Origin of the sequence: Pseudomonas sp. YeP6b, from assembly GCF_025642995.1 — a bacterium.
Classification (GTDB): domain Bacteria; phylum Pseudomonadota; class Gammaproteobacteria; order Pseudomonadales; family Pseudomonadaceae; genus Aquipseudomonas.
The window spans coordinates 3,647,165-3,670,581 of record NZ_CP080090.1 but is presented as its reverse complement, the minus strand read 5'-3'; the positions used below and the strand labels follow the sequence as shown (position 1 = coordinate 3,670,581).

The following is a 23,417-nucleotide window of genomic DNA, read 5'->3' as shown; positions in this document are numbered from 1 at the left end:
TTAAAGTGCACCTCGCCTGCCGCCTCCGTACGGCGAGGCCTTAGTGAATGGCCGAGGTACGTTGAGTGGGCGCTGGATCAAATTTGGAAACCTCCTGAACCCAGAAGCGTCGATACTTGGTCTGGTCAGGCGGGACGGGTTTATGAAGAGACCAAGAGTGCTCGGCATTCAAGGCGTCTCGATAAGCCTGCCACTCCTTCGCTTCAGCAACATCCGTAGCGCTTTTTTTGTCCTCAAACCAACCTAAAATGTAGACCTCACCTTGATCTCTTCCATGCTCTACCAGTAAGTAAATATCTTTCATAACCTAAATCCACTGCCACATTTCTCAATTTCCCCGACTCGGGGCGCTTCTTTACAGGGTATCGGCCCACGCTTGCACTTGTTGAGACTTATTGCGCCGCCCATGCCCGCGTGGGGGTCCGTGCTGGCTGTCCTGACGCTCGAAAACCCTCCACGATCTGCGCCATGCCTGTTTTGTTGCTGACTTTATGAACTACGCTCGTCGTGTCGTTCGTAGTGCGAACATAGCGTTTGGAACGGTCACCATGGATAAGCGCCTTGCAGGTCTATCGTTTCTGCTCACCCTCGGATGGGTCGCCACCGTGGTGTCTGTGATGTGGTATTTCTACGACAGTTAGCCGGCGGGCCGGAGCCGTTCAGCCTGTTTCAGCGTGAAGCGCAGGCACAAGAGTTACCGTGTTATCCGGATTAAAGCCAGGTTTAGTGGTGCTCAACCAAGGTTTGACACCCGGCAAACTCTGGGTTTGCCGGGATTGCAGAGCGTTTAAGGCATCAAGACTGAGTCTACAACGTGGATCACACCGTTGGACTGCATCACGTCGGCGATGCTGATACTTGCCTTACCGCCCTTGGCATCCACCACCCAAAGCTTGCCGTCGTGCAGTTTGATATTCAGCGACTCACCTTGCACGGTTTTCAGCACAACGGTGCCGCCGTTCTTCTTGGCGTCGGCCATCAGTTGTGCCGATGTGTGAGTGCCGGGCACGACGTGGTAGGTCAGGATTTTAGTCAGGTCGGCTTTGTGTTCTGGCTTGACCAGCGTGTCGACGGTACCTGCCGGCAGCTTGGCAAAGGCTTCGTTGGTTGGCGCGAATACGGTGAAAGGCCCTTTGCTATTGAGCGTATCAACCAACCCGGCAGCCTTGACTGCTGCTACGAGTGTGGTGTGGTCCTTTGAATTGACCGCATTCTCTACGATGGTTTTGCTTGGGTACATCGCTGCGCCTCCGACCATCACTGTGTCGGCGGCAACGCTGAGTGTTGCAGTGACGCTGAGAATCGAGAAACAGGCTGCTGCAGCAAGTTTTTTGTAAAAAGCGTGCATGATGTATCTCCTTGGCTCTTATGCCCTCCGAGTGAGGGTATTGAATCTACGAGCCAACCATCAAAGTGGATGCACGGTTTCATAAAATAATTGTGTGAAGGCGGTGAATGGGTACATCACTGCAAAGCCTGTACGTTCGTAATGATCACGAAAAATACTCAGCCCGGCTGCGCATTGAGCTTTTTTGCATCTCGCCCTCAGTGCTACAGTCTTGAAAAACCACTGTATTGAAGGAAAAACCGGTGCTGGAGCTCTTTTCGGATCGACTCCATATGCGGCAGTTGTCTTCAACTGACTGGGCGCTTTTTCTACAGCTACATACTGACCCGAAGGTGATTGAGTATGTGTGCGACCACCCTGCGGAACATAGCCTACGAGAGAAGTTTGCATGCAGGCTTCCTGAGTGGACGCCAGATTCCGATCATTGGTTGTGCCTTGTCATCTGCGAGCGACATAGCGGCCAGCCTGTAGGTGTCACCGGCTTAAAGATGACCCGCAATGGGGCTGACGCGCCAGGAGCCGAAGTCGGCTACCTTCTTTTGTCGCAGCAGCACGGCAAGGGATATGGTGTCGAATCACTGAGCAGCGTGATTGCCTATGCAGATGAAAGCTTGAGGCTCACTGCACTCCAGGCCACGGTAACAGCCGGGAATATTGCGTCATGTCGCGTGCTTGAGAAGTGTGGTTTTTCGCTGGAAAGCCGTGTTCCGAATGCAGTACGAATCAATGATCAGGTATTTGAAGACTTGATATACACGCGTTCTATCGCCGCGAGCGTGGGTCACTCCTAGCCCCAAGTTCAGACGTTTTCTCCCTGAGCCCTCGCAAGTTCTACCGCCGCCGTAATTGCCGCTCGCGCCTGAGGGCTGTTTTTCCAGCACGTCGAACCCAATGCCGCATACGCTTGCGCGAGGATGTCGCTCACGTGCGCTTTACCAAGTTCTTCCATCGACTCGATACCCATCTGCTCCAGCCGAGCAATGACGGTCGGGCCTACTCCCTTGAGCGCGAGCAAAGCGGTTCTTTCTTCCATTGAAAATGGCATCCGTAAACTCCTTATTTAACCGTGAATACGTGTTCGACCTGATGGGTTTTCATTCGGCCTCATGCCTGATAACACGTTGCTCCTTAACTTCCCCCGCATACCCACCAATCTTCTCCTGCTGAGCCGTCAGCAACGCACAAATCTTCATTAACGCGACTGCCTGCGCAGGCGTTTTAGCGCCTGCCGCCATGGCCGTCAGCTCAACCACCGACCAGCCGATAACCGCCGCCGCATCTTCAAGGTCATAAAACAATTCCTGCTGAGCAGTCCTCGGCCCATCGAGGCCTTGTATCAACTCTTCCATCTACTTCACCGCCTGCCGTTGCTTCAACGCCAATCCCATCACCACCATGCCGATTTCAGCCAGGTCAGTTTTGAATGGGATCTCGCCGATTTGATTGAACCCAAATGCCTCATAAAAGCCCCGGGCATTCAAGTTGGTCTTGAGTACATCCAGCCAAAGCAACGTTTCCCCACGAGATTGCGCCTGCTCACAAATGAACTGCAGAAACTGCTTCCCATACCCGTGACCTGCGGCTGATTTGAGCAGGTAGATTTTTTGCAACTCCGCCCCCAGCACCCCGGTAATAGGCGTGGGGGTTGACCAGTTAACCTTGGCAAACCCTACCGGTTTACCGCAACTGTCAGCGGCTATAAGCCACACATGCCGCTCGGTCGCTTCAAGCGAATGGCTCAGGGCGCTGGCTGAAAAGTCTTGATCTAGAAAACTCTGCATGCCGGCAGGCGACCAGATGGCGGAAAAGTGCTCGCGATAAGTCTCACAGCCGACCTCACGCAGGCTGTCGATATCGGCTTTTGTCGCTTGGCGTAAGTGAATCATAGGCCGCTCATTTGCCCCCAGTCACATCAAGGAACGTCCCGGTAATAAACGACGCTTCATCGCTCGCCAGCCACAATACCGCCCGTGCCACTTCTTCAGGTTGGCCGCCTCGGCCCATAGGGATGGAGTCCTTGACCCGATCGACCCGGCCCGGCTCGCCGCCGCTGGCGTGCATGTCGGTGTAGATGTGCCCCGGCCGGACGCAGTTGACGCGGATGCCGTCGCGGGCAACTTCTTTGGCGAAGCCGATGGTGAAGGACTCCAGGGCGCCTTTTGAGGCGGCGTAGTCGATGTATTCATGTGGGCTGCCGAGCCGCGCCGCCCCTGAGGACAGGTTGATCACCACGCCACCGCGCCCGTTGTGGCGGTGGGACATGCGCTTGATGGCGTGCTGGGAGCACAGCATCGGGCCGATGGCGTTCACGGCGAAAATACGTTGCATCCGTGCAAAGTCGAGGTCTTCCAGGCGCGATTGCGGCCCCAGTATGGCCGCGTTGTTGACCAGTACATCGAGGCGCCCGAACTCACGATCGATCGCGGCGAATAACGCGGCGACTTGCTCCGGGTCTGCGCTGTCGGCGCGTATCGCCAGCGCTCGACGCCCGGTGGCTTTCACGTCGTTGGCCACGGCGAGAGCTGCGGCTTCGTCAGACACGAAGCTGATTGCTACATCGTAGCCGCGCTCAGCCGCCAGGCGCGCAGTGGCTGCGCCTACGCCGCGACTTCCGCCGGTGATCAGGATGACGGGGGCACTCATGGTGTGATCCTTTGCTGGGGACAGGAATGGGCGGCCTCCGCCGATAAAATGCAGGCTCATGGTAGTCGATTTCCGAGTCGACGCTTGCTTACAGCGTCCATCGATTCCACATGGAGAGTCGCAGGGGCCGGTCGCCAGCGCGCAAACCTGGCTGGCGGGTATCGCGCATGCGCGCCTGGAAGTACTTGAGGGTGTGGGGCACCTGCCGATGGTCGAGGCCAGCGCCAGAACCACCGCACACTGTCGCAAATTGCTCGACAAGGCCAAAGTGTATGCCTTGATCTGTCCCTAGCTGTACGGGGCGATGGGCTGCGCAAACCACTACTGTCGCAGGCATACCACTGCCGTTCGGATGCCGCACCATGTTCATGTCTACCAGCCTGCTGTCAGCCTTTGTGCTGTTCGCCTTTGTGTCCTCGATCACGCCTGGCCCCAACAACACCATGTTGCTGGCGTCGGGGGTGAACTTCGGGTTTCGCCGCTCCATGCCCCATGCGTTGGGGATCAGCATGGGGTTCATGCTGCTGGTGATTTCGGTGGGCCTGGGCCTTGGCGAAGTGTTCAAGCTGTTCCCGTGGGCTTACACCGTGTTGCGCTATGTGGGCGCGACGTATTTGTTGTACCTGGCGTGGAAGATCGCGACCGCAGGTGGCATGTCCGACAGCAGTGACGAGCACGGCAAACCCATGACCTTCCTCGGCGCGGCGGCGTTCCAGTGGGTCAACCCCAAGGCGTGGATCATGGCGTTGGGGGCCATCACCACCTACACGCCAGCGGAAGGTTATGTGACCAATGTGTTGGTGATCGCCCTGGTGTTTGCGGTGGTCAACCTGCCCAGCGTGTGTGTATGGGTGGGTTGCGGCACCGGCCTGCGCAACGTGTTGCGCGAGCCGCGCTGGATACGGGTGTTCAACGGGTCGATGGCGGGGTTGTTGGTGCTGTCGCTGTACCCGATGCTCTTTGCCAACTGACAGCGCCGCGCACAGCCGCCCAACAGTGCGGGCTTAAACGGGCGAGATGGTCGCCAGCAAGCCAATACCAATGGTCAGCACCAAAAAGCCGAACAGGAAAAGTGCCATCTTGGTCATAAGACCTCCGAAAGGAAGAGGGCGGCAGGAATCTTCCTGCCGGGAATGGGCCTATTGTCCGCTTCGAACAGTTTTCAATACAGGCGCAGATAGCAAAGAAAAAACCGTATCAGATTGGGCCGTGACGGCTTAACTGCGGGCTCGGGAGGCGGGCGCGTTTATGAAGATCAGCAGTAAATTGATCCCGGCAGCACGTGCCTTGCGCGATTTTGGCACCGGTGCTGGTGCCGGCCGGCAGCTACTTTATGTTGGGTGATAACCGCGATAACAGCGCGGATTCACGCTAATCGGCTTTGTGCCACGCCGGCTGCTGATCGGCCGCGCGCACCCTGTGCTGGCGACCGCGCAGATCCTGAATAACTGGATGCCACGTTTTCGTCGATTCGGCGCGCTAATCCTCTAAGATGACGCCCATTGCATCTACAACAAAAGTGGGCTTACCCTCGATGGAAAGACGCCAGTTCAGCGGTGGCATGAAAGGCAAAAACCTGCGCTACCTCAATGAACCCCCCCAGCAGCCTGCAGCGACCACGCGTGTCGGCTTCTTGCTGCTCGAACACTTCTCCCTGCCCGCATTCACCCAGACCCTCGACACCCTCATCACCGCCAACCTGCTGCGCCCCGAATTGTTTGCCACACGTACCTTCGGTTGCTGCGAGGGCGAAGTCATCAGCGACCTGGGCCTGGTGATCCGCCCCGATGCGCGGCTGGAACTGTCGGCGCTGGCGCAACTGGACTTATTGGTGGTCTGCGGTGGCTTTCGCACCGAACTCAAAGCCTGCGATGAGTTGATCCAACTGCTGCGCACCGCCGCCGAACAGGCTGTGGGGCTGGCCGGGTTATGGAATGGCGCCTGGTTCCTCGGGCGCGCCGGCCTGTTGCAGGGCTACCGCTGCGCCATCCACCCGGAACATCGCCCGGCACTGGCGGAAGTCGCCAAGGCCGCCCAGGTCACCAGCGAACCCTACGTGATCGACCGTGACCGCCTGACGGCCTCCAGCCCATCAGGCGCCTTTCACATGGCCCTGGACTGGATCAAAACCCTGCATGGCAAGGCGTTGGTCGAAGGCATCGAAGACATCCTGTCGTTCGAAGAGTCGCGCTACCGGCGCATCAAACCCACCGAAAACGTCTGCGTCAGCGCGCCGCTGCGTGAAGTGGTCAAACTGATGGACGCCAACCTCGAAGAACCGCTGGAACTGGACCAACTGGCAGTCTATGCCGGCCGCTCGCGGCGCCAGTTGGAGCGGCTGTTCAAGGAACAACTGGGCACCACACCGCAACGCTATTACATGGAACTGCGCGTCACCGAGGCGCGGCGCTTGTTGCAGCACACCGAGCTGTCGCAAGTGGATGTGCTGGTGGCGTGCGGGTTTGTGTCACCGAGCCATTTCAGTAAGTGCTATAGCGCGTATTTCGGGTATAGGCCGTCGAAGGAAAAGAGACGGGTGAAGTAGCACGGATAAAACGCAACGACGAAAGCTTGGTGGCCAAGTAGGCCTGTGCGGGGGCCACAGGCGAACTTGCCAATACCACCAGGCTCAATGTTTGCCCGGCTAAATCCAAGGTGCCACAGAGTGTCGAAACCTCGCCTGCCTGGGTATTGGTGACGGTCAAGCTCACGGATTGAAACGCCAGCTTGCTGGAGACGGCGTTGATATCGGTAAAGCCGGACACTTCGACAAAGACGCCGCCCGAGGTTAACCGCCCCTGGACAATGCCAAAGCGATGCTGGGAGTCAGCCTCAACCGTCAATGACAGGAGCGTTTCATCGCTGGCGACCCAGCGCCCGCTTAAATCGTTATCAATCGATATCGATTCGATCGGCGCACAGGGAGTGGCGAGGGAGGGCTGTGCCACTCGACGATAAACCAGCTTGTCGATGTAATTGCCTCGGTTCGCCAAGTCAGGGAACTCACTGGACGCGACCAGCAGGTGCGACAGGGCCAGCACATCGCCTTTGTCACCCGTACTCAGCTGCCCGCTTAATCCTGAGGCCCACTGCCAACTGGGGTCGCTCGTTTCATTGCCAAGGTCGTGCCACTCAATCGCCAATGCCAACGGCTGGTTTTTCAGCCGTGTCGCGCCAGGCCCCAGTAAAGAGCCAGAGATTGCGTAATGGCCCGTTGAGCCGGTTGACGATTGGTACGTGCCGAAGACGTGCTGGCCTGAGACCTCCAGGGTCATCAACGAGCCATAGTCGTTCTGCCAGGTCCCGGCGACTGAGACAGTTTCTTCGGCACTGCGCGGCGGGGCGGCGCTGCCATCAAGCACTGTTCGTTTGCCAGGGATGAAAGGCGTCGAAGACGATTGCGTAATGATCTTGGGGCCATCAGGCCGGTTGAACAGCCAGACGCCCACCGGGGCCAGCGAATAAACAGTGTTAGAGCATTTCACCACTTGGTACTCATACACCGTATAGCAATGCTCCATCACCACCGACCCTACCAGTACCAGGTCGGTGAGACCCAGTGGCGCGAACTGCGGCAGCACCTGATTTTTTTGCGGGCCTTCTTCGATCAGGCAGTTGTAGAGATCGGCGCCCAGGGTGATTTCACCGTCGGCGAACCCCAGTACCACGTTGGGTTGATCGCCCAAGGCCATGCGAGCCAGGGTCTGGCGCATCAACCTGTCGTCGCCCTTGAACCGCGAAGAGCCGGAATCGATAGCGAACTTGAGGTTGGACGCCAGTTGTTCTGAGCCTACCGAATAAGACGTCAGTTCGGCTGACCAGATGTACTCCACCCCAGGCAACGCGGTGTAGACGGACCAAGGCAAAAACACGCATGCGCCTTTGGTTTTCAGCGGGTCAACCGCGCCCATACGGCAGGTGCCGTTGTGCGCATCGGCGTTCCAGTCAAATGTCACAAACGGGTAGGCGGGGTCGAGTTGCCCTTCACGCATCAACGTCTGGAGCACAAATGAATGACGGCCTTCCACATAAGCACTGCTGCAAGGCAGGCCTAGCCCGCCATCCCAGTCCAGTTGCTTGAATTGCTCACCCTCATAGGCTGCGGCCAAAAACAGCTGAGTGTCCAATTGAGCACCAGCAGGCGTGGTCAACAGGTCTGAGGCGGACTCGACCTGCATCGTGCCCCAAGGGCCAAAGCTGTAAGGCCTGCGCAGGCAATCGTTAAAGCTTGCGGTGCTGGAGGCATGAACGTCAAAACGCCCGCCCGCGAAATGCACACATTGATCATCCGGGCAGAGCGTCGACGTAACCCAGTTGATATTGGTACCTGTGTCGATAGCGAACTTCAGCGTTTGCGCCGGCGTGCCGAGTTTGAGCGGGCAATACCACGGGGTCGCGCCGTTGTTCTGAAAAGGCCCGCGCTGCATGGGGAAAACCAGGCTGCTTGGCGAGGGTCTGTTAGCCATGGGAACTCCGTTTCCAAGGGGATGGGGGCTGCGACTGATGTCGGGAGCCGTCTAGGGGCAGTATTCAATCCGGGTTTGCTGCCGGCGACTGCCAGCAGCGTGCCTTGGAGTGGGTCGGACTCGACGCTCAAACCACCGGCTTTAGCGCAATGCCTCGCCTTCCGTTTCGGGGATGAAGGCGGCGAGCACCACCGTGACCAGCAAAAACGCGTTAATGAGGGTGGCGGTCAGGTTGAACGAGGAGCCATAGGCGATGAGCGCGCCGATCAGCGACGGCGCCGCCACATTTGCCAGGCGCTGGGCGAAAATGGCCCAGCCATAGCCCAACGTGCGCAGGCTCGTCGGGTACAACTCGCTGACCCACGTGCCCCATACGCCCCAGGCGCCAAGGCTGAAAAACGCCAGGGCGAAGTTGCTCAGGTAGAGCATCTCCAGGCTCTGGGCGTTGGCAAAACCGTAACCGGCGAGTACCGACGCGCTAATGAAACTCACGATGACTTTTTTACGCCCCAGACGACCGGTCAAATAAGACGCCGCCATGTAGCCCGGGATCATGCACAGCGCCGACAGCGCGATAAAACCGTAGCTTTGCGGCAGGCTCAGGCCGCGCTGTTGCAGCAACGTCGGCAGCCACGTTTGCAGGCCCCAGTAACCCCACGAAAACGTGAAGTTGACGGTGATTTGCAGCAGGCTGACCTTGAGCAGCGCAGCACTGAATACATCGCGCTGGCGACCGGAAGTCGTACGATCAACCTGCAGTTCACACGTTTTGGGTATAAGCACCGTGCCCTGACTCAACGTGTAGATCGTGGCTTTAGCGTCTTCCTGACGCCCCACGGACGCCAGCCAATAAGGCGACTCTGGTACCCAGCGCGCGACGGCAATTGCCCACAAGCCGCCCAGCGAACTCAAGACGATAATGGCGCGCCAACCTTGCGGCAGCAGCCACACGGTGGCGCCCAACGCCAGCAACATACCGATCGGCCAACCTGCTGCGAGGTACACCGTTAACGCACCGCGCTGGCGTACCGGCAGCAGCTCCTGGAAATGCGCAAAGATCACCACCATCATGCCCACGGCTGCCACGCCGCTGAGCAATCGCAGGGCATACAGGGTGGAGTAATCCGGCGCAAACGCACTGGCCAGGGAGATCACCCCGTAGGTGCCAAGGCTCCAGATAATCGCGCGCTTGCGGCCGATGCGTTCGGCCACTTTGCCCCAGGGCAATGCACCCAGCAGCATGCCGATGAACATCGCGCCGATCAGGTGGCCGACGGCAAGTGCATCCAGGGCAAATTCTGCCGCAATCAACGGCGCGGTGTAGACGATGATCATCATCTCCCAGGCTTCAATCGCAAACACCAGAAACAGTACCAGGCAGCACTGCAGGTGCTTGCGTGTCAGGGGCACGTCTCTGAACACATCACCCACGTTGCGGTGCTGTTGTGACCCGTGCGGGTCGGGCGTGGAGGGAGTATCACGCATGGCGGTTATCCTTTTTATGCTCAGGCTTTGACGCGATTGCCTATGGGAGCGGGGCCCTTGAACAAACCGAATCGTTCGATTTCGGCTTCCGGTGGTGGCTCACAACTGCCCACGCGGCTGGGGCGCCAGCCAAACCTGCACTTCATGCCCGCCATGGCTTCGGCGACTTTGAATGCCGCCACCACGGGGTCGATCACCGGCACGCCGATTTCGCGTTGCACCTCCTCAAAAAAGCCGAACTCGATGGTGCAGCCCAGGATGATGGCCTCGGCGCCATCGTCTTCTACGGCACGCCGGGCTTGCTCGATGATCTTGCGGCGGGTCACCGCGTGGTCGAGCTGGAACTCATCCACGCCCATGCCCAGCGGGCGCATTGACGCCAGTCTGTCGCCGGCACCGTAGCCCTGGACCAGGCTGCGCATCTGCTCGATCCACTTGGTGCGCCCGACAATGATCGAAAAACGATTGGCCAGGTGCGCGGCCACCTGCAGGCTTGCCTGGCAGGGGCCGACGACCAGGGTTTTACCGGAAATTTCGCGTGCATCGGCCAATGCCGGATCGTAAAAACAGCCCAGCACCAAGGCGTCCACGCCCGACTGCGCACAATCGCGGGCGATGCGTACAGTGCGCTCATAAGTGAGTGCCTCGTAGGCGCGGTATTCCAAGTGCGTAGGGCTTGGGGTCAGGTCAAACGACACCACCTCAACTTCGGTAGAGGGTTGTTTGATGCTGTGCAGCAGTTCGGCGATAGGGGCGTCGAAGGTTGGGCAGCCAATCGGGTTCAGCCAGCGCACAATGACCGGCATGTCATGTGGCTCTGGCGTGCTGGTAGTCAAGTCCATACGGTATTCCTCATAGATGATGTGTGTGGCACTAGAAAAATTTCACTATCGCCATGGTCAAGCTATTGGAACGGGGCAGGTTGTCGCTGTTGTAGTAATCGAAGTTGAAGTTGCTCGACAGGTAGAGCCCCTGCTTGCTGAAACCGGTGTAGGTCATCGCCGGGCCGATCTTGCCCTGGCGCGACTCTTTGAAGTCCGAGGCCGTACGGTTGTTGATGTGGTAGGCGTGATGCACACCGAGCCACAAGTCATCGCTTACCAGGTACCCCGCGGCAATGTTTGCAAACCACAGGCTGACACCGCCTTGAAGCCGAGTAGGGTCGCCGTCGCCGAGGTCGGAAGCGTGACGATTGCGCGCGGCGTAATGGATGCCGACCGGCGTGAACGTGGCGGCGAAGCGCCCCACGCGCAAGTAGTTGGCCACGCTGAAGCTGGCACCATAGCGGTTGGCAAACGCGCCATAGCCGCTGCCTTCATCGTTGCCGTTGGGAAACTCCAGCGACAGGGTGGGGTTGACCCAGAACGTGGTGAAATCATCGGCACCAAAGGCGCTGGTGGGCTCTACCACGTTGTAGTAATAGGCCAGGCCGAGGTTGGGCGAGGCGACGCCCCACGAACCATTGCTGCGCGTGCCGTTGGCGCCGGTGTAACCCGCGTCGGCACCGACCCATACTTGCAACTGATCACGTTGCGTGCCGGTAAAGCCGGTTTCGGAGAAGTACGTCAGCACCGTATTACTGCCCGCGCGCACGTCGCCATTTTGCGTGCGGTTGAACACCGGGAACGTTTCCAGTGCCCACTTCCCAGGAACGCCCGGCTGGGCGAAACCAATGAACTGATCAGCCTGTGCTACGGAGGTGAATCCCAACATCCAGGCAAGCGCAGGCGCTACCCATAAACGCGATGAGTGTTGCGGTTTCATAGTGGTGCTCTCTTTTTTGTTGTTGTTCTTTCAAGCCGAGTGTCAAGGCGCGCGATGCGCCCCGGGCTAAAGTGTCAAGCCGTAGACCGATTGGGCGGTGGCTGCATCGATGTAGCCATTCTTCAGGTCTGCGCGAACGGCGTGTGGCTCGCGCCGGCTGGCCGGGCCATAGCCGCCGCCAGCGCCGGTGCGCACCCGGACCAGATCACCGGCATTCAGGGCGATGCCGCTGGCCATGCTGTAGTGCTCCTGTTGGCCGTTCACGCGAATGACTTCGACATAGTTGGGTGTGCCTTCACCCCCTTGCGCCAGGCCCCAGGGCGGGATGACCGAACGGGTGTAGCCGCAGGTCATGAAGCTGCCGTCAGCGCGAATTCGGTAGTCAATGCACACCCCGCGCCCACCTCTGAACTGGCCGTGCCCGCCGGGCTCGTCATTCAGTGCCAGACGCTCTACATACAGCCCATAACGGGCCTCACAGACCTCAACGGGGCAGTTGTAGGTTTCGCCATGCAATCCGGAGTAAACCGCGTTGTTGCCGTCGCGCCCGGGTTCGGCGCCCCAGCCGCCGATTTCCGGTTCTACCTGGGTGAACAGGCGGCCGGTTTCCGGGTGTGCGCCGCCAATGATGGTGGCGCACACCGACGCGAAGTTGCCGGCGGGTAAACGCTCCGGAAACTGCTGGGCCAGGCAGCACAGGATCAGGTCATGCACCCGAATCAGGTTCTCGAAGTAAAACCCCTCGGCGGCGGGCGGCAGCGCATCGAACAACGAGCCTGGGCGCGTCAGCACCCGCAAGGGGCGGAACGTGCCGCCATTGGTCACGCCTTGCGGCGCCGTCAAGGCCTTGAACGCCATTTGCGCCGCGACTACCGCGCCGTCGCGGCTGAGGTTGGTCGGCCCCAGGCACTGGTCGGGGTTGTCCCGCAGGTCGATCACCAGTTCGGTGTTGCGGATATCAATGCGCACCTTGAACAGGCTGCCATCATCTTGCAGCTCCTCAAGGTTCAGTTGCCCTTCAGGCAACGCCGCCAGCGCCTTGAGCGAGACTCTCTCGCCCAGGTCCATGAAGTCGCTCATCGCCAGCAAAAACAGCGCCGTACCGTATTTTTCCGTGAGTTCGCGCAAGCGCGTTGCGCCACCCCGGACAGCGGCAACGCCCGCCCAAAGATCGCCTTCCATAAAGTCCGGCATACGGGTGTTGGCGCGCAAAATCTGCAGTACCGAACGGATCGGCTCACCCTTGCTGAACAGCTTCACCGAGGACAGGCGCAGGCCTTCCTGAAAGATATCCGTGGCATCCGTCGACAACGAACCGGGTACGCGACCACCCACATCGTTCCAGTGCGCGATGTTGGCGGTCCAGGCCACCAGATGGCCGTCGGCAAACACCGGCATGGCCAAAACCACATCGTTGAGGTGCGTTACCGCACCATCATGCGGGTCGTTGCTGATAAAAATATCGCCGTCTTCAATGTCATGCGGCAAGGGATGGTGCTGGCGGATTTTCTTCACGGCTTTGTCCAGCACACCGACAAAGGCGGGTATACCCGCGCCGGAACTGGCGATCTCGCCGTGGGCGTCGGTGATGCCCGTGCCCATGTCCAACACTTCGTAAATCACCGGGCTCATGGCGGCCGTGCGCATGGCAGTGAACATCTCGTCGGCGATGGCCTGGAGTGAGTTCTGGATGATGTCGCGGGTAAAGATATCGAGCTTGCTCATGGCGATACTCCGTCAGCCGTTGATCATGATGTGCAGGTTGCCCAGGCGGTCCACCTGTACGCGGTTGCCGGGGTGCACCACCACGGTGGTGCCGGCGTCCTCGACTATGGCCGGCCCGTTAAACGTCATCAGCGGTTCGAGCAAGGCGTAGTCGTAGAGACTCGCCTCATGAATGCCTTCCTGGGCGTAGTCGACGCGGCGCCACCCCTTGCAGGCCTCGCTCACCAAACGGCCGGTAATCGGCAACGCCTGGGGCGTCAACTTGCCGATCTGAGCAATCGCCACCAGATGAAAACCGATGATTTCCACGGGTGCTTGCAGGCTGTAGGTGTAATGCTGCTTGTAGAGGCTGTGAAAGCGTTGTTCGATCACGGCCCAGTCTGCGTCGATGCGCTCGTTCGGCCCGAGCAGCACTTCAACTGAATGCTCCTGGTTCTGGTAGCGCAGCTTGCAATGCACCTGGACCTCGACGTGCGCCGGCGTGATGCCTTGCGCGACGAACTGTTCGCGGGCGGCACCCGTCAGTTCTTGCAAAAACTGCTGGGTCTGCTCCAGTTCAACGAGGTGGCGGGTCTGTACAAAACGGTTGATAAACAGGTCGCGTCGCAAGTCCGAGAGGGTCATGCCCCAGGCAGAGAACACTGAGGCGCTGCGCGGGACGATGACCTTTTGCACACCCAGCTCCTGGGCGAGCGCAACAGCATGCATGGCGCCACCTCCGCCAAAGGCCATCAAGGTCAGCTCGCGTGGGTCATGCCCACGGCTCAGCGACACCAGCTTCAACGCGTTGACCATATTGTCGTTGGCCAAACGCACCACGCCGCGCGCCACCTCATCGGCCGGCAGTTGCAGGCGCTGCCCCAGGGTGTTTAGCCCGCGTACAACGGCCGGCAGGTCGGCTACCACGTCGCCGCCGCAAAAGTAATCCGGGTTGATGCGCCCCAGCATCAGGTTGGCGTCGGTAGTGGTGATCAGCGTGCCGCCATTGCCATAGGCGGCGGGGCCCGGCACCGCGCCGGCGGAATGTGGGCCGACATGCAGTTTGTCAAAGTCATCAACCCAGGCGATGGAGCCGCCGCCGTTGCCGATTTCCACCAGGTCGACCACGGGCACCATGATCGGGTAGCCCGCATTGATTCGGTTGCGCTCAATCCAGTAGTCGGTCTTGATCGATACCTGGCCGTTGCGAATCAGTGCACATTTGGCGGTGGTGCCACCAATGTCCAGGCCCAGTACGTTTGGCTCATCAATCAGCCGTCCCAGTTCGGCAGCCGCCCAAAAACCGCTGGCTGGGCCGGATTCGACCATGGTGATCGGTGTTTCCCGCGCATGCTCCACACTGTCGACGCCGCAGTTCGATTGCATGATGTACAACGGCGCCTTGTAGCCACCGTCGCGCAAACCACTCGCCAGGTCGTCCAGATACCGTGCGGCGATGGGCTGGACATAGGCGGACAGCACCGTTGTGCTGGAGCGCTCGTACTCACGCCATTCTCGGGTGATCTGATGGGACGCAACCACCGACACCTGCGGCCAGAGCCTGCGTACTTCATTCAGCACAGCTTGCTCATGGGCCGGGTTGGCGTAGGCGTGTATCAAGCAGATCGCAATGGCCTGCACGTTGTCGGCGCGAAAGGCTTCGATGATCGGCGCCACTTGCGTAAGGTCCAGGGGCTGGCGCTCCTGACCGTTGGTGTGCAGGCGCCCGGTTATTTCGCGACGCAGATAGCGCGGCACGAAGGGCGCCGGCTTGACCCACTTGAGGTTGAAGTAATCCGGGCGGTTGGCGCGGGCGATTTCCAGCACATCGCGAAAGCCTTGGGTGGTGATCAACCCTGTCTTGACGCCCCGGCGTTCGGTCAGGGCATTGATGACCACGGTGGTGCCATGGGCCAGGAAGTCGACGTCAGCCAGATCCACGTCCGCCTTGCGGATGACATTGAGTACGCCCTGGGCGAAGTTGGGTGGGGTGGTGTCGACTTTGGCCGTGCGAATCGTCTGTTCGCCGGTGGTCGGGTCGTGTTCGAAATACACAAGGTCGGTAAAAGTCCCGCCGACGTCGGTGGCCACGCGCACTGTTTTGCCTTCCATACCCACAGGGCATCTCCTGCTGTACTTACGTTGTCATGGGAGCCAGGCGAGAGCCTCTCGCTGGTGTTGGGGGATGCTAGGGCGCGCTACTCGGCGCAGGCTACGAGTAGGGCGGGTAGGTGACGACGATTGCGGCATTTCGACTACCCGCATGGGTAGGTTGGTGGGTCAATGGGGCGCGTCGAGCAGGCCCAAGCGCAATGCGGCGGCCATTGCGGCGGTGCGGCTGTCGACACACAGCTTGGTAAACACGTGCTTGAGGTGGAATTTCACGGTGTTTTCAGAAATATCCATCGCCAGGGCGATGGCTTTGTTCGATTGACCTTCGGCAAGCAACGTGAGGATCTGCGTCTCCTTGGCGCTGAACGACAGGCGTGAGCGCACAGGGTGGGCGCGCCATCCGCGCAAGCGCGTGATGATGGTTTGTTGGCTGTGGGTGGTGCTGGCGCAGGCTTCCAGCGCGCTCAAAAGACACGGCCCGGCTTCCAGCAGCAGCCCGGGCAACGCCTGGGCCGGGATCGATGCCAAGATTGCGTTCTGCTCGGGTGGATGGCCTTTGCCGTGGGCGGCCAGGGCCAGCAGTTGCAGGCGCCAGGCGGGTAACTGCAAGCCGCGTTCGTGCAAGAGCCTGGCGCCGCGTTGCAGGTGGTTGAGCGCGTCAGCCGACGCTCCGGTCGCGAACTGTAACCTGGCCAGTGCCAACGTCGCGGCCTCATGGTTACGCCAGTCATCGGGGTTCTTTGCGGCGCTTTCCAGGTCATTGGCCAGCGCTTCCTGACGCGCTTGCGTCAAGGCCCCGGCTTGCACCAGCAGGTCGACTCGCCACGCGTTGACCAGCCGTTCCAGCCGCTGCCAGTTGCGCGCAGTGGCGAGTTCGGCTACTTGCGTGAGCTCCAGCAACGCTGGCTGCAAGCCAAGCGTGCGCAACGAAGTGCGCCATGCCAGCTCGGCGGTGACGGCAGTGATATCCAACCAAGCGTCGGTGTGTTTGAGCGAAGCCCAACCATCGCGCAACCACGGGGTTGCCTCGGCCCAGGCGCCTTGCCAGTACAGGTGCTGGGCCTTGAGGCAACCGGCCACCGCCCTGACTGAACTCTCGCTGCCGAATTGACTGTCGGCCACGGCCACGGCGGTGTCGACCATCTGTGCTGAGACGCGAATATCGCCTGTCAACGCGAGGATTTGCGCCTCATGGATCCGACAGTAATTTTCACCCCGTGGGTTGGCGGCCACCCGCATCTTGATGTGCGCCGAGCGAATCACTTGCAGGGACAGGGACAGTTGGCCTTGTTTCAGTGCTTTCAAGGCCTGAGCGCATTCCTGCGTGCCCGTGGCGAGCATATTGTCGGCGCAGTCACTTTCCCACGGCGCCAGTTCAAAGCGATCGACATAGGCGTCGGCGAGCGTGCGCACCACATGATAGTCCCGCGCCAGGCGCTGATCTGCCTGCACTTGCTCTCGGATCAAATCGAGCAATTGCTTGGCGAGGGCATGTTCGCCGAGTTTGGCGTGCAAGTACGCCTGGAGCAGCATCAGGTCCGGTTCAGTACTCAGCGCCTTTTCATCGAATTGCTGCAGCAGGCTTTCGGCGTAACGGATGCCGTTGTGCATGACCACCTCCCAACCGCCGGCCCGCACGAGCAGGTCAACTGCCAGCCGGGTATCACGGGCACGCAGTGCATAGCGGATGGCTTGGACCCAGTCCCTTTGTGCCGCCAGCCAGTGAGCTGCGGCGTTATAAAGGTTATGAGCGGCGTCGGTCTCAATGCTCTGGTTGAGAAAGTCGCGCAGCAGCCGGTGGTGACGAAACCATTGGCGGCCGGCATCCAAGGGAACAAGCAGGGCGTCCAGATGCGTTAACTGCGCCATCCGCTGCGCGCTGTCATTACGGCCACGGACGGCGTCGGCCAGCTCGGCGTTGAAACGCTCCAGCAGTGCCATATCACGCAAAAAAGCCTGGCATTCAGGTGACAGGCGCTGCACGACTTGCCCCGTCAGGTACTCCGCCATGTCGGTGACACGCCCGGAAAATGCATTCAGGCCATGCAGTGAGGCATCGCCACTGTCACGCCACAACCTCGCCAGTTGCACCGCCACCGCCCAGCCTTCGGTTCTCTCATGCAAGTCCAGAAGTTCAGCGGTGGGTATATCTGCGCCGAGCACCGCCGTGGTTTCGGCCGCTGTGAATGTCAACGCCTGGGCGGATACTTCGTGCACCCAGCCATTGGCTTTCCAGCGCGCCAGGGGCCAGCCAGGCCGCTGGCGCGCCGCTACAACCCATTCCAGCCAAGGCGAAGCCTGTTCCAGCAAGGCCTGGACGATGGGGTCGAGTTGGGGGTTTGCCGCGCAGTGATAGTCGTCAAGGAACAGCGTCACCTTACGGTTAGTACGCGCCAGTGCATGCAGCAGGGCCGTGATCGTGCGCTGCGGTTGCACATCCAGTGATTGCGCGTGTGCCAGACGGGTCAGGTGCCCCAGGTCAAGGCCGGCGTGGTCCAGCGTCAGGATCAGGTAGGACAGGAAACGATGGGGGTCGCCGTCGGCCTCATCCACTGAAAGCCATGCGATGGTCGAGGGTAGCGTGGTCGACAGCAAGGCGCGTCGCCACTGCATCAACAGCGTCGTCTTTCCGAAACCGGCGGGAGCAACCACCAGCACCAGAGGGCCGCTTGTGCGCTCGCGAAAAGAGTCCAGTAACGCCTGGCGCGGCAAGGAAGTCAGCAATGTCAACGGCGGTGCCAGCTTGCCGACCCAGCACCAAGCGTTGGATGAAGCGGATGAAGAGTTTCTTTTCAAGACATCGGTCTCGCACGCAAAGGTTTGCGTTGGTTTTATCAGCTGCTTTTTAGGTTGTGGCTGACGCAATCGTCACCTGATGTTTATTCAAGCCCTCTGAACGCGCCACAAGCCACTTGGCCAAGTGCGCATTGGCACAATGCCATCGCGCTAAGCCCTTGTACGCCCTGTGCACCTGCCAAGAAAAAGCCGCGTGTGATTAAGTTCCTACACGCAACGCAGGATTTATCTGATTTTGAGCGTACGGTGCCGAGTTCCCTCAAAAGGCGGCTGGTCGAGTAGGATAACCCTGCGACTGGATCAGCTCTAAAGGAAGACGGATGCCCCTCACACTCATTGATCGTTACCGTGGCAGCCTGCTTGGGTTAGCCTGCGGTGACGCGGTCGGCACCACGGTTGAATTCATGCCGCGTGGCACGTTTGCCGCCGTTACCGACATGGTCGGCGGCGGGCCGTTCAACCTCAAGCCCGGCCAATGGACGGACGACACCTCAATGGCCCTGTGCCTTGCCGAAAGCCTGCTGCGCAAGGGCGGTTTTGACGCGAAGGATCAGATGGGCCGGTACTTGAATTGGTGGCAGTGGGGCTACTTGAGTGCTACCGGCGACTGCTTTGATATCGGCATGACCGTACGTGAGGCATTGGCGGCGTACCAGCAAGACGGCAACCCATTTGCGGGTTCTACACACCCGCGTTCGGCCGGCAATGGTTCGATGATGCGCCTTGCGCCGGTGGTGTTGTTCTTCTTTGCCGACCCGCAAAAGGTGCGTACATACACTATCGAAAGTTCACGCACGACCCATGGCGCTCAAGAAGCAATCGAGTGTTGCCTGGTGCTGGCGCAGGCCATCAGCAATGCCTTGAACGGTGTTTCAAAAGATCAAGTGCTGCACGTCCGCGACCCAGCGTTGACGGCCCCTAAAGCGCAGGCTATCGCCGCGGGTGAGTACCGCAACAAGTCCCGTGATGACATTGTCGGTTCCGGGTATGCCGTCGCCTCTTTAGAGGCCGCGTTTTGGTGTTTTCATCACACCGACAGCTTTGCTGAGGCCGTGCTCGCCGCCGCGAACCTGGGTGATGATGCTGATACCACCGCCGCCATCGTCGGGCAGTTGGCGGGCGCCTACTATGGCGTGCAAGGTATTCCGGCGGGGTGGTTGCAGACGCTATGGATGCGTGAGGAGATTCAAGAGGCGGCCGATGCGTTGTTCAGTGCATCCCAAGTGGCCGATTGAAAACCCGCACGCGGCGAGTTTTCTCAGAATCGATCCAACCGAAACGGTGCAAGTGCCGGCAGGCCTGAAAACGCAGGCTTCGCAGTAGCCAACTGCACCACCATCTCGGCGGTCACCGCCGCCTGTGTCAACCCCAGATGCTGGTGCCCAAACGCCAGCAGCACCTTGGCGTCACACACCTGATCAATGATCGGCAGCGAGTCGGGCAAGGACGGCCGAAAGCCCATCCACGGTGTAGCGCCCTGCGTGCTCAGGTCCTGGCGAAACAAACCCTGGCTCAGCCGGTGCAGTTGCCAGGCGCGTTGCATGTTCGCCGGGCGCGTGAGCCCGGCGAACTCGACGGTGCCGGCCAGGCGCAGGCCGCCGGCCATGGGCGTCATGATGAACTTGCGTTCGAACGAGGTGACGGCGAATGGCAGGCGGTTGTGTTCCTGGGGCAGCATCAAGTGATAGCCGCGTTCGGTGTCCAGCGGGATCTTTTTACCGGTGAGTGCGGCGGTCAGGCTGGCTGAGTGCGCACCGCAGGCGATCAGCACCTGGCGCGCCGTAACGCTGCCCTGGTCGGTTAATAACGACACGCCCTCTGGTTCCAGGCGCCCACCCAGCACGCGCTGTTTGAGGAACTGCACACCTTCGGCCTTGGCGGCCTCCACCAGTTCGCAGACCACGTGGTAAGGGTCCAGAAAATGCCCGGTAGCGGGGAAGAACAAGCCGCCTTGGATCGCTTCGCTCAACTGCGGCGCGGCCGTGCGCACCGCAGTACTCGACCAGAACTCAACCGGTACATTTTGTTGCTGCATGCGCTGTTGCAACGCATCCACCGCCGCGCGCGATTCGGCGCGCTCAAACACCAGCAACGAACCGTCTTCGCGCAACAGGTGCGGGCGCTCAATCGATTGCAGCAGGCGTTGCCAGGCGCCCAGGCTGGCTTCATTCAACGCACGAATGCCCGCCACCGTGCGCCGGTAGTTTGCCGGGCGCAGGTTCAACAGCAGGCGCACAAACCAGGGCAGGGCGCGGGGCAGGTATTTCCAGTCCAGGCGCAGCGGGCCCATGGGGTCCATCAGCATCGCGGGCAGGCGCTTTAAGATCGACACATCGGCGATGGGAAACACCTGCTCGGTCGCCAGGTGCCCGGCATTGCCGTAGGAGGCGCCCATGCCGGGCGCTTGCGGGTCGATGACCACCACGCGCCGGCCTTGACGCGCCAATTGCAGTGCACAGGCCACGCCGATAATACCGGCGCCGATGACCGCGATATCGCCAGTGTTGGAGTCGCGCATGGCCTAGGCCTCTCTCTGGCCGTCGAGCAAGCGCCGCAACAGCCAGGGGTTGGCGTGTTGCAGGGCGCCGGGGAGCAAGTCGTCGGGGAAATCCTGGTAGCACACCGGGCGCAAGAACCGCAGGATCGCCGCCGTGCCGACCGAGGTGCTGCGTGAGTCTGAAGTGGCAGGGAAGGGGCCGCCGTGGACCATGGCGTCACAGACCTCCACGCCGGTCGGCCAGCCGTTGACCAGCAGGCGGCCCGCCTTGCGCTCAAGCACCGGGAGCAAGGTTTTCGCACGCGCCAGGTCCGCTTCATCCACGTGCAGCGTGGCTGTCAGTTGGCCTTCCAAGTGTTCCGAGACCTGGCGCACTTCTGCGTCGCTGGCGCACACCACCACCAGCGATGCGGCGCCGAAGACTTCGGCTTGCAGGTGCTCATTGCTCAAAAACGCACGGGCCTGGGTGACGAATAAATGCGCCTGGCCCTGGTTCGGGCCTTCAGCCGCCTGACCTTTGGCGGCGACGTGGGCGTGTTCGGTCAGCGCAGCCACGCCGGTTTCGTAAGCGTTGAAAATGCCCGGCGTCAACATGGTCTGCGCCGCGCAACCGCGCAGCAGCTCACTGGCGGTGGCGATGAATCGCTGCAGTGCGCTGCCCTCGATGGCAATCACCAAACCTGGGTTGGTACAGAACTGCCCGGCGCCCTGGGTCAACGATGCGACAAAGCCCTGCGCCAAGCCTTCGGCGCGTGCCTGCAATGCGCCGGGAAACAGATACACCGGGTTGATCGAGCTCATCTCGGCATACACCGCAATCGGCTCCGGCCGCGCCTGCGCTGCGTGTGTCAGCGCGAGGCCACCGCTGCGCGAACCGGTAAAGCCGACGGCCTTGATCCGTGGGTCGGTGACCAGCGCAATGCCCACGTCGGTACCTGAGCAATACAACAGCGAAAACACGCCTTGCGGCAAACCGCAGTCTTCAACCGCCTTGGCCAGCGCACGGCCCACCAGCTCACTGGTGCCCGGATGGGCGCCATGGGCCTTGACGATCACCGGGCAGCCGGCCGCGAGTGCCGACGCGGTATCGCCGCCCGCCACCGAGAACGCCAGCGGGAAATTACTCGCGCCAAACACGGCCACCGGCCCCAGTGGCAGGTGGCGTTGACGCAGGTCCGCACGCGGCAGCGGCTGGCGCTCAGGCTGCGCGGTGTCCACCCGCACATTCAGCCATTCACCGGCACGCACGGTGCGGGCAAAGGTCCGCAGTTGCCCGCAGGTACGCCCGCGTTCACCTTGAATGCGCGCGCGTGGCAGGCCGGTTTCGGCCACGGCGCGGTCGATCAACGCATCACCGAGGGCTTCAATGTTGTCGGCAATGGCTTCGAGAAAGGCGGCGCGCGCCGTCAGCGAGGTTTCGCGGTACGTGTCGAACGCGGCCCACGCCAGCGCGCAGGCCTGTTCGACATGCTCGCCACTGCCGCCGGCATAGGCCGGTTCCAAGGGGGTATCGGTGGCGGGATTGATCGCTCGGAACCCTTGGCGATCACCGGAAATTGCTTGCTGACCGATCAGCATCTTGCCCGTCAGAGTCATGGGGTCATCCTGGAAAAAAGGGTTGGCCGCTGCGAGAACCACAGCGGCGCGCACGGGTCAGGCGCGGTTCTGTTCAGCCGACCAGTGGGCGTACCACTGGCGGAACAGCGCGTACTGGTGTTCGGCGTAACGGCGCTGCGCATCGCTGAGCACGTCGGTGTCGTTGAAGTGCAGGGCGTAACCCTGGTCACCGTTGAGCACCATCAAATGCTTGTAGTACAGCACCAGGTCGCAGCCTTCGTCGAAGGATGACAGCACGCCCAGCGCGGCTTCCAACTCACGGGCCAAGCGCCGTGCCTTGGCGTCGCCTTTGGCGGCTTGTTTGCTCAGGGCCACCAGTTGCAGCACTTCGCGGGGCAGGGCGTTGCCGATGCCGGTGATCGCGCCAGTGGCGTTACAGTTGACGAAACCATGGACCACTTGAGTATCAACGCCGACCATCAGGGTCACGTTATCGTCCTGGGAGGTGATGTTTTCCGCCGCGTAACGCAGGTCGGCAGCGCCGCCGAATTCCTTGAAGCCGATGAGGTTCGGGTGCTCGCGGCGCAGTTCGAAAAACAGCTCGGCGCGGGTGGCGAAGCCGTAGTACGGGCTGTTGTAGATCACCGCCGGCAGGTTCGGCGCAGCCTTGAGGATGGCCGAGAAGTGCGCCTTTTGTGCGGTGGCCGAAGCGCCACGTGACAGCACGCGCGGGATCACCATCAGGCCATGGGCACCGACTTTGGCCGCATGTGCTGCGTGGGCCACGGCCTCACGGCTGTTCACCGCGCCAGTGCCGACGATGGTCGGCACACCGGCGGCCACCAGGCGCGCCACGCCTTCCTGGCGCTCAGCTTCGGTGAGCAACGGCCAGTCACCCATGGAGCCGCAGTACACCACGGCGCTCATGCCGATATCGATCAGCTCGCGGCCCTTGGCGACCAGGGCGTCGAAGTCCGGCGTGCGCTGTGGCGTGCACGGGGTCATCAGCGCGGGGATGCAACCGGTGAAGATGTTGTCGCTCATT

23 protein-coding genes and 1 pseudogene are annotated in these 23,417 nt (G+C 60.7%); 7 read left to right on the top strand and 17 right to left on the bottom strand.

What is annotated here, in order from left to right:
* Positions 1 to 40: 40 nt before the first annotated feature.
* From KZH41_RS16400 to KZH41_RS16390, 3 genes are all read right to left on the bottom strand, one after another.
* Complete coding sequence (locus KZH41_RS16400; RefSeq protein WP_242149713.1) at positions 41 to 304, bottom strand: hypothetical protein; 264 nt, start codon at positions 302 to 304, stop codon at positions 41 to 43.
* A 483-nt stretch (positions 305 to 787) separates the two neighbouring features.
* A complete protein-coding gene (locus tag KZH41_RS16395; protein ID WP_242149711.1) occupies positions 788 to 1,348 on the bottom strand; it encodes a fasciclin domain-containing protein in 561 nt (186 codons plus the stop codon).
* Positions 1,349 to 1,408: 60 nt separating this feature from the next.
* Positions 1,409 to 1,738, bottom strand: a complete 330-nt coding sequence (locus KZH41_RS16390; protein WP_263275145.1) for a hypothetical protein — start codon at positions 1,736 to 1,738, stop codon at positions 1,409 to 1,411.
* Between KZH41_RS16390 and KZH41_RS16385 the strand changes: the two genes are divergently transcribed.
* Positions 1,621 to 2,139 (top strand): GNAT family N-acetyltransferase, encoded by a 519-nt coding sequence (locus KZH41_RS16385; protein WP_263275112.1) that lies wholly within the window; start codon positions 1,621 to 1,623, stop codon positions 2,137 to 2,139. The two genes, KZH41_RS16390 and KZH41_RS16385, sit on opposite strands and share 118 nt — an antisense overlap.
* A gap of 8 nt (positions 2,140 to 2,147) precedes the next feature.
* Here KZH41_RS16385 and KZH41_RS16380 read toward each other — a convergent pair whose 3' ends face one another.
* The 4 genes from KZH41_RS16380 to KZH41_RS16365 are packed head-to-tail and all read right to left on the bottom strand — an operon-like array spanning position 2,148 to position 3,991.
* Positions 2,148 to 2,393 (bottom strand): helix-hairpin-helix domain-containing protein, encoded by a 246-nt coding sequence (locus KZH41_RS16380; protein ID WP_263273086.1) that lies wholly within the window; start codon positions 2,391 to 2,393, stop codon positions 2,148 to 2,150.
* 49 nt (positions 2,394 to 2,442) lie between these two features.
* Positions 2,443 to 2,697 carry a hypothetical protein gene (locus KZH41_RS16375; RefSeq protein ID WP_242149705.1) on the bottom strand — a complete coding sequence of 85 codons (255 nt, stop codon included), beginning with the start codon at positions 2,695 to 2,697 and terminating at the stop codon, positions 2,443 to 2,445.
* Positions 2,698 to 3,234 (bottom strand): GNAT family N-acetyltransferase, encoded by a 537-nt coding sequence (locus tag KZH41_RS16370; protein ID WP_263273085.1) that lies wholly within the window; start codon positions 3,232 to 3,234, stop codon positions 2,698 to 2,700. It lies immediately after the preceding gene.
* A 7-nt stretch (positions 3,235 to 3,241) separates the two neighbouring features.
* Complete coding sequence (locus KZH41_RS16365) at positions 3,242 to 3,991, bottom strand: SDR family oxidoreductase (protein ID WP_242149700.1); 750 nt, start codon at positions 3,989 to 3,991, stop codon at positions 3,242 to 3,244.
* 58 nt (positions 3,992 to 4,049) lie between these two features.
* On the opposite strand from KZH41_RS16365, the gene KZH41_RS16360 reads away from it, so the two are divergent.
* From KZH41_RS16360 to KZH41_RS16345, 4 genes and pseudogenes are all read left to right on the top strand, one after another.
* Positions 4,050 to 4,283, top strand: a complete 234-nt coding sequence (locus KZH41_RS16360) for an alpha/beta fold hydrolase (protein ID WP_263273082.1) — start codon at positions 4,050 to 4,052, stop codon at positions 4,281 to 4,283.
* A gap of 70 nt (positions 4,284 to 4,353) precedes the next feature.
* The gene (locus tag KZH41_RS16355; protein ID WP_242149698.1) at positions 4,354 to 4,962 is read left to right on the top strand and encodes a LysE family translocator; all 609 of its coding nucleotides are present in this window, start codon (positions 4,354 to 4,356) and stop codon (positions 4,960 to 4,962) included.
* Positions 4,963 to 5,263: 301 nt separating this feature from the next.
* Positions 5,264 to 5,482: pseudogene (gene lepB / locus KZH41_RS16350) on the top strand (signal peptidase I); the annotation flags it as partial.
* 70 nt (positions 5,483 to 5,552) lie between these two features.
* Positions 5,553 to 6,536 (top strand): GlxA family transcriptional regulator, encoded by a 984-nt coding sequence (locus KZH41_RS16345; RefSeq protein WP_242156061.1) that lies wholly within the window; start codon positions 5,553 to 5,555, stop codon positions 6,534 to 6,536.
* Here the strand turns inward: KZH41_RS16345 and KZH41_RS16340 are convergent.
* The 7 genes from KZH41_RS16340 to KZH41_RS16310 all read right to left on the bottom strand — a co-directional run bounded on the left by KZH41_RS16340 (position 6,472) and on the right by KZH41_RS16310 (position 18,135).
* Positions 6,472 to 8,457, bottom strand: coding sequence for an avidin/streptavidin family protein (locus KZH41_RS16340; RefSeq protein WP_242149695.1), 1,986 nt, complete (start codon positions 8,455 to 8,457; stop codon positions 6,472 to 6,474). The two genes, KZH41_RS16345 and KZH41_RS16340, sit on opposite strands and share 65 nt — an antisense overlap.
* A gap of 141 nt (positions 8,458 to 8,598) precedes the next feature.
* Positions 8,599 to 9,942, bottom strand: a complete 1,344-nt coding sequence (locus KZH41_RS16335) for an MFS transporter (protein WP_263273078.1) — start codon at positions 9,940 to 9,942, stop codon at positions 8,599 to 8,601.
* A gap of 20 nt (positions 9,943 to 9,962) precedes the next feature.
* Complete coding sequence (locus KZH41_RS16330; RefSeq protein WP_242149691.1) at positions 9,963 to 10,784, bottom strand: aspartate/glutamate racemase family protein; 822 nt, start codon at positions 10,782 to 10,784, stop codon at positions 9,963 to 9,965.
* Positions 10,785 to 10,815: 31 nt separating this feature from the next.
* Entirely contained in the window at positions 10,816 to 11,706 is an 891-nt protein-coding gene (locus tag KZH41_RS16325) for a hypothetical protein (RefSeq protein WP_242149688.1), read from the bottom strand.
* Between the two features lie 66 nt (positions 11,707 to 11,772).
* Complete coding sequence (locus tag KZH41_RS16320; protein ID WP_263273075.1) at positions 11,773 to 13,431, bottom strand: hydantoinase B/oxoprolinase family protein; 1,659 nt, start codon at positions 13,429 to 13,431, stop codon at positions 11,773 to 11,775.
* Between the two features lie 12 nt (positions 13,432 to 13,443).
* Positions 13,444 to 15,522: a hydantoinase/oxoprolinase family protein gene (locus KZH41_RS16315; protein WP_242149683.1), complete on the bottom strand. Its 2,079-nt coding sequence runs from the start codon at positions 15,520 to 15,522 to the stop codon at positions 13,444 to 13,446.
* A gap of 168 nt (positions 15,523 to 15,690) precedes the next feature.
* A complete protein-coding gene (locus KZH41_RS16310) occupies positions 15,691 to 18,135 on the bottom strand; it encodes a LuxR C-terminal-related transcriptional regulator (protein WP_263273073.1) in 2,445 nt (814 codons plus the stop codon).
* Here KZH41_RS16310 and KZH41_RS16305 point away from each other — a divergent pair.
* The gene (locus KZH41_RS16305) at positions 18,104 to 18,382 is read left to right on the top strand and encodes a hypothetical protein (protein ID WP_263273071.1); all 279 of its coding nucleotides are present in this window, start codon (positions 18,104 to 18,106) and stop codon (positions 18,380 to 18,382) included. The two genes, KZH41_RS16310 and KZH41_RS16305, sit on opposite strands and share 32 nt — an antisense overlap.
* A 256-nt stretch (positions 18,383 to 18,638) precedes the next feature.
* On the top strand, positions 18,639 to 19,553 hold the full coding sequence (locus KZH41_RS16300; RefSeq protein WP_263273069.1) for an ADP-ribosylglycohydrolase family protein: 915 nt from the start codon (positions 18,639 to 18,641) through the stop codon (positions 19,551 to 19,553).
* A gap of 23 nt (positions 19,554 to 19,576) precedes the next feature.
* Here KZH41_RS16300 and KZH41_RS16295 read toward each other — a convergent pair whose 3' ends face one another.
* Genes KZH41_RS16295 through KZH41_RS16285 form a run of 3 tightly spaced genes read right to left on the bottom strand, consistent with a single transcriptional unit; the run spans position 19,577 to position 23,416 of the window.
* The gene (locus KZH41_RS16295; protein WP_263273067.1) at positions 19,577 to 20,836 is read right to left on the bottom strand and encodes an NAD(P)/FAD-dependent oxidoreductase; all 1,260 of its coding nucleotides are present in this window, start codon (positions 20,834 to 20,836) and stop codon (positions 19,577 to 19,579) included.
* Positions 20,837 to 20,839: 3 nt separating this feature from the next.
* A complete protein-coding gene (locus tag KZH41_RS16290; protein WP_263273066.1) occupies positions 20,840 to 22,411 on the bottom strand; it encodes an aldehyde dehydrogenase (NADP(+)) in 1,572 nt (523 codons plus the stop codon).
* 57 nt (positions 22,412 to 22,468) lie between these two features.
* Entirely contained in the window at positions 22,469 to 23,416 is a 948-nt protein-coding gene (locus tag KZH41_RS16285; RefSeq protein WP_242149668.1) for a dihydrodipicolinate synthase family protein, read from the bottom strand.
* Position 23,417: the final 1 nt, after the last annotated feature.

What these genes read in the sequence shown, in the direction of transcription:
- KZH41_RS16365 (WP_242149700.1), bottom strand. Translation starts at nt 3,991, where the DNA reads ATGAGTGCCCCCGTCATCCTGATCACCGGCGGAAGTCGCGGCGTAGGC.
- KZH41_RS16370 (WP_263273085.1), bottom strand. Translation starts at nt 3,234, where the DNA reads ATGATTCACTTACGCCAAGCGACAAAAGCCGATATCGACAGCCTGCGT.
- KZH41_RS16400 (WP_242149713.1), bottom strand. Translation starts at nt 304, where the DNA reads ATGAAAGATATTTACTTACTGGTAGAGCATGGAAGAGATCAAGGTGAG.
- KZH41_RS16315 (WP_242149683.1), bottom strand. Translation starts at nt 15,522, where the DNA reads ATGGAAGGCAAAACAGTGCGCGTGGCCACCGACGTCGGCGGGACTTTT.
- KZH41_RS16330 (WP_242149691.1), bottom strand. Translation starts at nt 10,784, where the DNA reads ATGGACTTGACTACCAGCACGCCAGAGCCACATGACATGCCGGTCATT.
- KZH41_RS16375 (WP_242149705.1), bottom strand. Translation starts at nt 2,697, where the DNA reads ATGGAAGAGTTGATACAAGGCCTCGATGGGCCGAGGACTGCTCAGCAG.
- KZH41_RS16390 (WP_263275145.1), bottom strand. Translation starts at nt 1,738, where the DNA reads ATGCAAACTTCTCTCGTAGGCTATGTTCCGCAGGGTGGTCGCACACAT.
- KZH41_RS16340 (WP_242149695.1), bottom strand. Translation starts at nt 8,457, where the DNA reads ATGGCTAACAGACCCTCGCCAAGCAGCCTGGTTTTCCCCATGCAGCGC.
- KZH41_RS16300 (WP_263273069.1), top strand. Translation starts at nt 18,639, where the DNA reads ATGCCCCTCACACTCATTGATCGTTACCGTGGCAGCCTGCTTGGGTTA.
- KZH41_RS16295 (WP_263273067.1), bottom strand. Translation starts at nt 20,836, where the DNA reads ATGCGCGACTCCAACACTGGCGATATCGCGGTCATCGGCGCCGGTATT.
- KZH41_RS16355 (WP_242149698.1), top strand. Translation starts at nt 4,354, where the DNA reads ATGTTCATGTCTACCAGCCTGCTGTCAGCCTTTGTGCTGTTCGCCTTT.
- KZH41_RS16335 (WP_263273078.1), bottom strand. Translation starts at nt 9,942, where the DNA reads ATGCGTGATACTCCCTCCACGCCCGACCCGCACGGGTCACAACAGCAC.
- KZH41_RS16320 (WP_263273075.1), bottom strand. Translation starts at nt 13,431, where the DNA reads ATGAGCAAGCTCGATATCTTTACCCGCGACATCATCCAGAACTCACTC.
- KZH41_RS16285 (WP_242149668.1), bottom strand. Translation starts at nt 23,416, where the DNA reads ATGAGCGACAACATCTTCACCGGTTGCATCCCCGCGCTGATGACCCCG.
- KZH41_RS16380 (WP_263273086.1), bottom strand. Translation starts at nt 2,393, where the DNA reads ATGCCATTTTCAATGGAAGAAAGAACCGCTTTGCTCGCGCTCAAGGGA.
- KZH41_RS16345 (WP_242156061.1), top strand. Translation starts at nt 5,553, where the DNA reads ATGAAAGGCAAAAACCTGCGCTACCTCAATGAACCCCCCCAGCAGCCT.
- KZH41_RS16385 (WP_263275112.1), top strand. Translation starts at nt 1,621, where the DNA reads ATGCGGCAGTTGTCTTCAACTGACTGGGCGCTTTTTCTACAGCTACAT.
- KZH41_RS16395 (WP_242149711.1), bottom strand. Translation starts at nt 1,348, where the DNA reads ATGCACGCTTTTTACAAAAAACTTGCTGCAGCAGCCTGTTTCTCGATT.
- KZH41_RS16290 (WP_263273066.1), bottom strand. Translation starts at nt 22,411, where the DNA reads ATGACTCTGACGGGCAAGATGCTGATCGGTCAGCAAGCAATTTCCGGT.
- KZH41_RS16360 (WP_263273082.1), top strand. Translation starts at nt 4,050, where the DNA reads ATGGTAGTCGATTTCCGAGTCGACGCTTGCTTACAGCGTCCATCGATT.
- KZH41_RS16310 (WP_263273073.1), bottom strand. Translation starts at nt 18,135, where the DNA reads ATGCAGTGGCGACGCGCCTTGCTGTCGACCACGCTACCCTCGACCATC.
- KZH41_RS16325 (WP_242149688.1), bottom strand. Translation starts at nt 11,706, where the DNA reads ATGAAACCGCAACACTCATCGCGTTTATGGGTAGCGCCTGCGCTTGCC.